The sequence below is a fragment of the Actinomycetospora sp. genome (assembly GCF_036497245.1).
Taxonomy (GTDB): domain Bacteria; phylum Actinomycetota; class Actinomycetes; order Mycobacteriales; family Pseudonocardiaceae; genus Actinomycetospora.
In genome coordinates this window covers 1-8,728 of the sequence record NZ_DASXJS010000079.1, presented here as the reverse complement: position 1 = coordinate 8,728, position 8,728 = coordinate 1, and the positions used below count along the sequence as shown (strand labels likewise).

The following is an 8,728-nucleotide window of genomic DNA, read 5'->3' as shown; positions in this document are numbered from 1 at the left end:
CGCGGCGGCGAACCCGACCGCGTCGCGGCGGCCGTGGATGAGCGCGGCCCGCCGCTCGCCGACCACCGCGGGGTCGCGGGGATCGTTGGAGGGCAGCCAGTGCGAGAGGCCACCGCTCGCGACGACGAGCACCCGGTCCTGCGCCGCGGCCCGGCGCAACGCGTCACCCAGGGCCCGGCCCAGGGCCACGCAGCGCGCGGGGGTCGGCAGCGGCGGGGCGGCGGTGTTGAGCACCAGCGGGACGATCGGGATCGCGGCGCCCTCGCCGTGCCCTTCCCGTCCGCACAGCATCTCGTAGCTCTGCACGATCCCGTGGTCGACGGTGAGCGAGTAGGACAGCGCGAGGTCGAATCCCGCGTCCGCCACCGCGTCGTGCACCGCCCAGGCGAGCGCGCCGGCCACCGGCAGCGCGCCGGCCCGGCTGCCGAAGTCACCGAATCCCACGGCCTCCTCGACGCCCAGGGTGATCGGCGGCATGACGTCGTAGAAGTTCCCGTGGAAGTGGTCGGGCCCGATCACGACGACGGCGTCCGGGGCCAGGGCGGTGACCGCGTCCCGCACCTTCCCGACGTCGGCGAGGAAGGTCGCGCCCGGGTCGTCGGGCCCGGGCGGCATCAGGCTCGCGAAGGGGGAGTGGGACATCCCGACGAACCCCACGATCTCGCTCACGCGTGTTCCCCGGCCCGGAAGGGGGCAGCGCCCAGGAAACGACGGTGGACGTCGACGAACTCGCCCGGTTTCTCCCACTGCGGCCAGTGCCCGGCCCCGGTGATCACGTGCAGGTCGACGTCACCCAGCCAGCCCCGCAGCAGCTCCGCCTCGTCGAGTCCGCCCGTGGGGTCGTGGTCGGTCCAGACCAGCAGGGTGGGCGCGGTGATCCGGCCGACCCACGACGGGTCCCAGCTGAAGCGGGCCCGCGTGACCGGGTCCTGCAGCACGAGGGTGTTCGCGATGGCGGCCCGGAAGCCGGGCCGGGAGTACACCGACCGGCGCAGGTCCACCAGCTCGTCGGTGACCTGCGTGGTGTCGTGGAAGAGCCAGGTGACGCGGCGGCGGACGTTCTCGTCGCTGGGGTCCTCGACCGCGGTCGTCGTGCTCGCCCGCAGCCGGGCCATGACCTCGAGCTTGTTCGCGATGTTGCCCGGGGTGTTGAGCACCAGCCGCTCGACCCGCTCCGGGTGGTGCGCCGCCGTCCACGCGGCGACCCAGCCGCCGAGGGACTCCCCGGACAGGTGCGCGCGCTCGATGTCGAGGGCGTCGAGCAGGCCGACGAGGTGGTCGGACAGGACGTCCACGGTGTAGGGCACGTCGGGCAGGTCCGACCAGCCGTGCCCGACCATGTCGTAGGCGGTGACGCGGAAGTGCCGGGCGAGCGTTGCGACGTCGCGGGCGTAGGCCTCGAGGTGCCCGCCGGTGCCGTGCAGCAGGACCAGGTCGGGGCCCGAGCCCGCCCGCAGCACCCGGGTGCGCACCCCGCCGACTCCGCCCACCTCGACGGTGACGTGGCGCAGTTCGTGGTCGACGTCGGCGAGCTCGCCCCAGATGCTGACGTGCTCGGGGATCGGCGGGCCCGAGGATGAGGTCGGGCGCGCCTCGGCTGCAGCGGTCATGAGGGGTCTCCGAAACGGGCGCGGGCGGTGTCCATCCCGACCTCGCCTGCGCTCTGGCGGCGTGGCACGCCCAGCAGGGCGAGCAGGCGGGAGTTCTCGATCGTCAGGAACTCGACCGGCGCGTCGGCCGAGTCGTTGTGGTGGCGGTGCCAGGTCCACGGCGGCGTGTAGACGAAGGAGCCGGTGGTCCAGGTGACCACCTCGTCCTCGATCTCGGAGTGGCCGTCGCCGGCGACGACGTAGTGGATCGTCTCGTGGTGGTGGCGCTGCATGTCCGAGCTGCCCCCGGGCGGGAAGACCTGCTTGAACAGCTCGAAGGTCAGCGTCGGGAGATCTCCTGCGACCCGGAGCGTCGTCGGGTTGTGCACCTCGCCCGCAGGCAGCGGCACGAGGTCGCCGTCGTGGACCACCAGCGGACGGCCGGGGCCCGGAGGCACGGTGGAGTGCAGGCCGGCCAGGAAGTCGTCCATCGCGAAAGCGCTCACCACATCGTCTCCGTTCGTCCGCCGTCGACCGTGAGGTCCGTCCCGGTCACGTAACCGGACGCCGGCGAAGCGAGCCAGGCGACGGCCTCGGCGCCGTCGTGCCCGCCACGGGTTAGGCGGGCCGCCACCGCGCCGCCGATGCCTCCCGCCGCACCGCCGACCGGCGCCGCTCCTGTGCTCCGCCTGCTCATGGGAGCTGAGCCTGGGCGCGGCGCGGTCGGACACCGAGTCGCAGTCCCACTGGGTGGGACGGGCGGCACCGTCGATACCCCGGCCGGCTACTCGCCTCTCGCCACGCTAGGCAGTTGATCTTGTCGAGCGCGACATGATCCGTCCCGCGATCGGCAAGATCAACTGCCTAGCGTGGCGTGGACGAGGTCGGATGGACGCCGGGTCGGCATGCTCGACTCCCGCCCGGGTGGTGAGCAGGATCGTCCGGTGGGCACCTCGCAGACCACCACGGACACCACCACGGACAAGGCCGGTCCCGCCGCGGCGCTGGACCGCGCCGCGGCGATCCTGGACGCCTTCGACGCGGAGCACCGGGAGCTCTCCCTGGCCGCGCTCGTGGCGCGGTGCGGGCTGCCGCGCTCCACGACCCACCGCACGGCCGACCGGATGCGCCGCCTCGGGTGGCTCGACAAGCCCGGTGAGCGCTACCGCGTCGGCGAGCGGCTGTTCGAGATCTCGGGCCTCGCCCCGGTCCGCCACGAGCTGCGTGAGGCGGTCCTGCCGTTCCTGCAGGACCTCTACGGCGCGACGAAGGTCGCCGTGCAGCTCGGTGTCCTGCGCGGGCCCGAGGTGCTCATCGTCGAGAAGATCACCGGGCACCGCCCGATGCCGATGCTGTCCGCGGTCGGCGGCAGCATCCCGACCTACTGCTCGGGTCTCGGCCGGGCGATCCTCGCCCACTCCGAGGCCGCCGTCGTCGACGAGGTGCTGGCCGCCGGCATGCCCCCGCGGACGCCGCGCACCCTCACCGGGGCCGCCGCGGTGCGTCGCGAGCTCGCCGCCGTGGCCGAGCGCGGGTGGGCGGTGGACCACGAGGAGGGCAACGTGGGCGTCTCCTGCGTCGCCGCCCCGATCTTCGGTCCGCTGCGGGAGATCGTCGCCGCGCTCTCGGTCACCGGACCCACCACGGCGTTCCGCCCGGAGATGGCCGGGCCCGCGGTGCGGATGGCCGCGGCCGCGGCGTCGCGCGCCTACTCGGCGCGTCGCTGAGCGGCCCCCCTCGAGCCGGTCCCCCTCGAGCTGGTCCCACTGAGCGGGACCGGTCGTTGGTGTCCGGCCGCCCGGCTCGCACTGTGTGACCCAGCGCATCCCGTCTCGGGCGAGTGCGGATCACCAGGAGGAGCTCATGTCTCTGGGCGGCGGCTACATGCTGTCCTCACGCGAGGGCACACAGATCCCGGCCATCGGGCTGAACATCACGGCCAAGGCGACGGGGGAGGAGACCCGCGACGCGTACTCGCTGTTCGAGTACGCCGTGCCGGGCGGGGTGAGCGGGCCACCGCCGCACGTGCACACCCGCGAGGACGAGTCGTTCCTCTGCCTCGCCGGCCGGCTGGAGGTCATGCTCGGCGGCGAGACGTTCGTGCTCTCCCACGGCGACTACCTGCTGATGCCCCGCGACGTGGTGCACACCTTCCGGAACCCGTTCGACGACGAGGCCCGGGTCATCTCCGTGGTCTCCCCGGCCGGCCTCGAGGCGTACTACCGGGCGCTGTCCGAGCTGCCGCCGGGCCCGAAGGACATCTCGGTGATGGAGTCGGTGATGGCGCGCTTCGGCATCGAGCTGCGCCTCCCGGCGACGCAGGCCTGAGGCCGCGCGATGGACGCCAGGGGCATGAGGATCGCCGTGGTGGGCGCAGGCGTCGCCGGGCTGTGCACCGCCAAGGTGCTCCACCAGGCCGGTCACGAGGTCGTGGTCCACGACCGCACGGGCGACGTCGGCGGGGTCTGGAGCGCCGAGCGCCGCTACCCGGGGCTGTGCACCCAGAGCGCCCGGGACACCTACGCCTTCTCCGACTTCCCGATGCCGGCGGACTACCCGGAGTGGCCCGACGGCGCGCAGGTCCAGGCCTACCTGGAGGCCTACGTCGAGCACGCCGGGATCGCGCCCCTGCTGCGGCTGGGCACCGAGGTCGTGGCGGCCTCGCCGCGGCCCGGCGGGGGCTGGACGGTGCGGACGCGCCCGCGCGACGGGGGCCCCGGGACTGCGCCGGGACCGGAGACCACGGCGGAGTACGACCACCTCGTCGTCGCCAACGGGGTGTTCTCCGAGCCGCTGGTGCCCGAACTGCCCGGCGTCGAGGACTTCACCGCCTCGGGCGGGGTGCTCACCACCGCAGGCGCCTACCACGGCGTCGGCGCGCGGGGAGCCCACGCGGTCGTCGTCGGGTACGGGAAGTCCGCCTGCGACGTGGCGGTCGCGATCTCCGAGGTCGCCGCGAGCACCGACGTGATCGCCCGCCAGCTGCTCTGGAAGATGCCGCGCCGGGTGGCCGACCGGCTGAACTTCAAGCACCTGCTGCTGACCCGCATGGGTGAGGCGCTCTTCCGCTACGTCCGGCTGCAGGGGTTCGAGAGGTTCCTGCACGGGCCGGGCGACCGGCTGCGGCGCGGGCTCCTCGCCGGGGTCGGCGCCGTCGCGACCCGCCAGCTCAAGCTGCGGGAGCTCGACCTCGTGCCCCGTGGCCAGTTCTCCGACATCGTCCGCAACGCCATCGGGCTCACCACCGAGGGCTTCTTCGAGGGGGTCGCCGCGGGGTCGATCCGGGTGCACCGCGACCGCACCGTCGCGCGGCTGCTCGAGAAGGACGGCGCCCCGCACGCGGAGCTCTCCGACGGCACCGTGCTTCCGGCCGACCTGGTCGTCTGCGCGACCGGGTACCGCCAGGAGGTGGCGTTCCTCGACGACGACGTGCGTGGCCGACTCCTCGACGAGCGCGGGAACTACCTGCTCTACCGCCAGATCGAGCCCGTGGCCGTCGAGGACCTGTCCTTCGCCGGGTACAACTCGTCGTTCTTCAGCCCGCTCAACGCCGAGATGGCCGCGGTGTGGCTGGCCGCGCGGCTCGCCGGGCGGCTGGCGCTGCCCGACCGCGCCGCGATGCGCGCCCGGGTCGACGAGCAGCTCGCGTTCATGGACGGCGCGACGAACGGCCACCACTGCCACGGCACCAAGATCATCCCGTTCTCGCTGCACAACGTCGACGAGGTACTCGGCGACGTCGGGCTGCAGATCCCGGCACGGGTCCGGGCGGCGCAGTGGCTGAACCCGGTCGACCCGACCGCGTACCGGGACGTGACCCCGAGGCTCCTCGCTCAGCTGGGCGAGGCCGCCACCGTGAAGTCGTCGGAGAACGAGACCCGGCCGGCGATGCCGCGCGACTCGTCCCGCGGGGTCTCGTAGGACCACGCACCGTCGGCGACCTCGGTGCCGTTCACCTCGACGGTCCAGTAGGTGGACACGCCCTTGTAGGGGCACACGGTGGTGGTCCCGGACGGGCGCAGCGTGGCCCGGACGTCGGCGGGGTCGAGGTAGAAGCGCGCGCCGAGGCCGGTCTCGTCGAGCAGGACCGCGGTCGTGCTCCGGGCGACGACGGTCCCGTCCGGGGCGGTGACCGTGACCTCACGGCTCGTCGGGCGCAGGTCGACGCGGTGGTAGGGGTCGGTGAGGTGCCCGAGCACCTCCTCGTCCTCGTCGAGCCACCGGTCGGCGGCGCTCATCGGCAGCGCGACCAGCCCGGCCAGCCACGGGGTGTCCGGCTTCGGGTCGGGGTAGGACCAGACGGCGTCGGAGATCGTCCGGTTGCCGACCGTCACGTGCTGGTAGGTGGCGTCGCCCTTGAACGGGCAGTGCGTGGAGGTGTCGCTGGGGGAGAGGAGATCGGCGCGCACGTCCTCGGCGGGCAGGTAGAGCTGCGGTCCGAGGCCCGTCTCGTGCAGCAGCGCGCCGCGAACCGTGTCGACCACGACGACGTCGTTCCCGGCGTCGTCGGCCACGACCGCCCGTACCCGGCGGTGGAACGGTTCGAGCAGCAGCGAGTGCGCCGGCCCCTCGACGGTGAACGTGCGGGTCTCCGGGAGCTTGCGGGACAGCGGGCCGCCGAAACGCGTCAGTGCCATATGGGGTGAGCGTTGCGCGCACGTGAGCGTATTCCGTCGTCAGGGCGACCGAATCCGTTCACAGGCGCGCCGCGCTGACCCCGAACACCGGGTCGCCGCCCGACGGGCGCCGCGCCGCCACCGGTTCGCCGAACACGCCGGAGGCGCGGAAGTACGCCGCGACGATCTCCTGGTGGCCGGCGTCGTCGGTCGCGAGCCAGCCGCGGACCGCCTTCGTCGGGAAGCACCGGTTCGAGAAGGTGAGCGCGAACCGACCGCCCGGGCGCAGCACACGCCCGACCTCGCGGAACACCGCGACCGGGCTGGTCAGGTAGTCGACGGACACCGTGCACACGGCCGCGTCGAAGGCGGCGTCGGCGAAGGGCAGGTGCGGGTCGGCGTTGAGGTCGTGGATCACGCGCTCGTGGGCCCACGTGTTGGCCTCCAGCTCGGCGGCGTTCATGCCCAGCGCCGTCAGGTGACGCGGCGGGGTCGACAGGTGCGAGACCCACGACGACATCAGGTCGAGGACGTCGCCCGCGACGCCGACCTCGTCGTAGTAGGCGGACACCGCCGCGATCGCGGCGTCGTCGATGTGCTGCACCAACCGGGGCGGGCCATAGAAGACGGTGTCCTCGCCCTCGTCGGCGCGGTCGAAGAACCCGGGAGGGAAGGCGGCCCCGGCCGCGGCGTCGTCGGACACCCCGGCATGGTTCCCGCGCGTGGACCGGCGCACTCCGGGGCACGCTGGCCGGGTGGACATCCCGCCCGAACCCGTGGCCGTGCGGGCGCCCGGGTACGCCGGCCCGACGATGATGAGGCAGTCCTGGCGCGACGCTGGGTTCCTGCACTGGGCCGTGGAGCCCGGGGACGTGGCGCCGATGCTGCCGCCCGGAGTGCACCCGGACGTGATCGACGGGGTGACCTACGTGGGCCTCGTGCCGTTCCGGATGGTCGGCGCCGGGGCGGCGCGGGGGCCCGCGGTGCCGTGGCTCGGGACGTTCCTCGAGACCAACGTCCGCCTCTACACCGTGGACGACACCGGCAGGCGCGGCATCGTCTTCCGCAGCCTCGACGCCTCCCGGCTGGCGGTCGTGATCGGGGCGCGGGCGGCCTTCGGACTGCCGTACCGCTGGGCGCGGATGGCGTTCGCGGCGTCGGACGACGAGGTCGTCTACCGGGCGGTCACGCGACCCGGGGGGCACCGCAGCGTCGTCGCGCTGCGGCCCGCGGAGCCCGTCGTCGCCGACCCGCTGGCGGACTTCCTCACCGCCCGCTGGGGTCTGCACGAAGACCACGCGGGCGTGACCTGGTACGTCCCGAACGTCCACGAGCCCTGGCCGTTGCGCCGAGCCGAGCTCCTGGCCTGCGACGACGAGCTGGTGGCCGCGGCGGGGTTCGGAGCGCTGGCCGCCCGGGCGCCGGACCTCGTGCACTTCTCCGCGGGCGTGTCGGTCCGCTTCGGGTTCCCTCGCCCTGCCCTGCGCCGGGAGCCCGCCCCGCGTTGAGGGTCAGGCGTTCGCCAGCCAGGCGGACCACTGCGCGGCGAGGCGTTCGGCGACCTCCTCGGCGGCGTCCCCGTAGAGGACGGCGCGGACCTCGTGGACCGGTTCGGTGCCCGTCGTCGCGAGGGTGGCGACGCCGGGGGCGGGGCCGTCGAGCAGGAGCAGGGCCGCGCTGTGGTGGTGACCCGCGCGGCGTTCCAGGCAGGTGCCCGAGAGCTGCGGGACGCCGCGGAAGATCGTCAACGGCTGGCGCGGCACCACGACGCCGACCTGGGCGAGGAAGCGGGCATGGGCGCGCTCGTGGCCGCTGTCCGCGGAGCGGCCGCGCGAGGGTCCCCAGGCGTGCAGCCCGACCCCCGTGCGGCCGGGGAAGTGCTCGAGGTGGACGGCCAGGGTGGTCAGCGCGGTCGCGGCCCGCTCCCGCTGCGTGTCGGCCGCGAGTCCCGCGCCGAGACCCGTCGTCGTGACCCGGACGGCCGTCGTGCCGCCGTCGTGGGGCTCGACGCGCCACGTCGTCGTGGTGACGACCGGCTCTCCGCCGAGGGGGACGGCGGCCTCGGTGACGAGGCGGTGCGGGGGCTCGCGGTCGACGACGCGGGCCGTGCCCCCGCTCCCCGTCGCGACGGCGATCGTGCCGTCGGCCCGTGACTCGACCCCAGCCGGTTCCAGCCACGCCCGGACGTCCGGGAGCCTCTCGACGGCGTCGAAGGCCTCCTCGACCGGCGCCGTGACCGCGACGCCGAGCTCGATCGCGTCGGTCGTCGTGCCGTCCTGCGTCACCTCAGCCGACCGCTGTGCCGACGAGATTGCCGATGCCGTAGGTCACGGCGAGACCCAGGGCACCGCCGGCCACCACCCGCAGTACCGCCTTCCCGACCGGGCTGCCACCCAGCCGCGCCGACACCCAGCCGGCCAGCCCGAGGGCGATCAGCACCGCCACGTAGGCCACCCCCACGCGCCAGTCCGCGGGCGGCAGCAGGATCGCCAGCAGGGGGAGGATCCCGCCGAGGGTGAAGGC

Annotated in this window: 12 protein-coding genes; 4 read left to right on the top strand and 8 right to left on the bottom strand. The window is 74.1% G+C overall.

Going from position 1 to position 8,728, the window contains the following annotated elements; genetic code table 11:
• The 4 genes from VGI02_RS08730 to VGI02_RS08715 form a co-directional block, all read right to left on the bottom strand.
• Positions 1-669 (bottom strand): DODA-type extradiol aromatic ring-opening family dioxygenase (locus VGI02_RS08730; RefSeq protein ID WP_331626929.1); only part of this gene is annotated, 669 nt, incomplete at its 3' end.
• Positions 666-1,610, bottom strand: coding sequence for an alpha/beta fold hydrolase (locus tag VGI02_RS08725; protein ID WP_331626928.1), 945 nt, complete (start codon positions 1,608-1,610; stop codon positions 666-668). The genes VGI02_RS08725 and VGI02_RS08730, both read right to left, overlap by 4 nt.
• Positions 1,607-2,095: a cupin domain-containing protein gene (locus VGI02_RS08720; protein ID WP_331626927.1), complete on the bottom strand. Its 489-nt coding sequence runs from the start codon at positions 2,093-2,095 to the stop codon at positions 1,607-1,609. The genes VGI02_RS08725 and VGI02_RS08720 overlap by 4 nt, the downstream gene beginning before the upstream one ends.
• Positions 2,092-2,286 (bottom strand): hypothetical protein, encoded by a 195-nt coding sequence (locus VGI02_RS08715; protein WP_331626926.1) that lies wholly within the window; start codon positions 2,284-2,286, stop codon positions 2,092-2,094. Before VGI02_RS08715 ends, VGI02_RS08720 begins: the two co-directional genes overlap by 4 nt.
• Positions 2,287-2,533: 247 nt before the next feature.
• Here VGI02_RS08715 and VGI02_RS08710 point away from each other — a divergent pair, with 247 nt between their 5' ends.
• From VGI02_RS08710 to VGI02_RS08700, 3 genes are all read left to right on the top strand, one after another.
• Positions 2,534-3,316, top strand: coding sequence for an IclR family transcriptional regulator (locus VGI02_RS08710; RefSeq protein WP_331626925.1), 783 nt, complete (start codon positions 2,534-2,536; stop codon positions 3,314-3,316).
• A 136-nt stretch (positions 3,317-3,452) separates the two neighbouring features.
• Complete coding sequence (locus VGI02_RS08705; protein ID WP_331626924.1) at positions 3,453-3,917, top strand: cupin domain-containing protein; 465 nt, start codon at positions 3,453-3,455, stop codon at positions 3,915-3,917.
• A gap of 24 nt (positions 3,918-3,941) precedes the next feature.
• Entirely contained in the window at positions 3,942-5,510 is a 1,569-nt protein-coding gene (locus VGI02_RS08700; RefSeq protein WP_331626922.1) for a flavin-containing monooxygenase, read from the top strand.
• On the opposite strand, the gene VGI02_RS08695 is transcribed toward VGI02_RS08700, so the two are convergent.
• Both VGI02_RS08695 and VGI02_RS08690 read right to left on the bottom strand, forming a co-directional pair.
• Complete coding sequence (locus VGI02_RS08695) at positions 5,423-6,226, bottom strand: DUF427 domain-containing protein (protein ID WP_331626921.1); 804 nt, start codon at positions 6,224-6,226, stop codon at positions 5,423-5,425. The genes VGI02_RS08700 and VGI02_RS08695 overlap by 88 nt on opposite strands.
• A gap of 58 nt (positions 6,227-6,284) precedes the next feature.
• Positions 6,285-6,908 (bottom strand): methyltransferase domain-containing protein, encoded by a 624-nt coding sequence (locus tag VGI02_RS08690; protein WP_331626920.1) that lies wholly within the window; start codon positions 6,906-6,908, stop codon positions 6,285-6,287.
• Positions 6,909-6,960: 52 nt separating this feature from the next.
• On the opposite strand from VGI02_RS08690, the gene VGI02_RS08685 reads away from it, so the two are divergent.
• Positions 6,961-7,713, top strand: coding sequence for a YqjF family protein (locus tag VGI02_RS08685; protein WP_331626919.1), 753 nt, complete (start codon positions 6,961-6,963; stop codon positions 7,711-7,713).
• A gap of 3 nt (positions 7,714-7,716) precedes the next feature.
• Here the strand turns inward: VGI02_RS08685 and VGI02_RS08680 are convergent, their stop codons facing one another.
• Together VGI02_RS08680 and VGI02_RS08675 are read right to left on the bottom strand one after the other, a co-directional pair.
• Entirely contained in the window at positions 7,717-8,490 is a 774-nt protein-coding gene (locus VGI02_RS08680) for an SRPBCC family protein (RefSeq protein WP_331626918.1), read from the bottom strand.
• A gap of 1 nt (position 8,491) precedes the next feature.
• The coding region (locus VGI02_RS08675) for a VIT1/CCC1 transporter family protein (RefSeq protein ID WP_331626917.1) at positions 8,492-8,728 on the bottom strand (237 nt) is incomplete at its 5' end.

Coding starts and splice junctions, on each gene's coding strand:
- VGI02_RS08715 (WP_331626926.1), bottom strand. CDS start 2,286: ATGAGCAGGCGGAGCACAGGAGCGGCGCCGGTCGGCGGTGCGGCGGGA.
- VGI02_RS08695 (WP_331626921.1), bottom strand. CDS start 6,226: ATGGCACTGACGCGTTTCGGCGGCCCGCTGTCCCGCAAGCTCCCGGAG.
- VGI02_RS08700 (WP_331626922.1), top strand. CDS start 3,942: ATGAGGATCGCCGTGGTGGGCGCAGGCGTCGCCGGGCTGTGCACCGCC.
- VGI02_RS08705 (WP_331626924.1), top strand. CDS start 3,453: ATGTCTCTGGGCGGCGGCTACATGCTGTCCTCACGCGAGGGCACACAG.
- VGI02_RS08725 (WP_331626928.1), bottom strand. CDS start 1,610: ATGACCGCTGCAGCCGAGGCGCGCCCGACCTCATCCTCGGGCCCGCCG.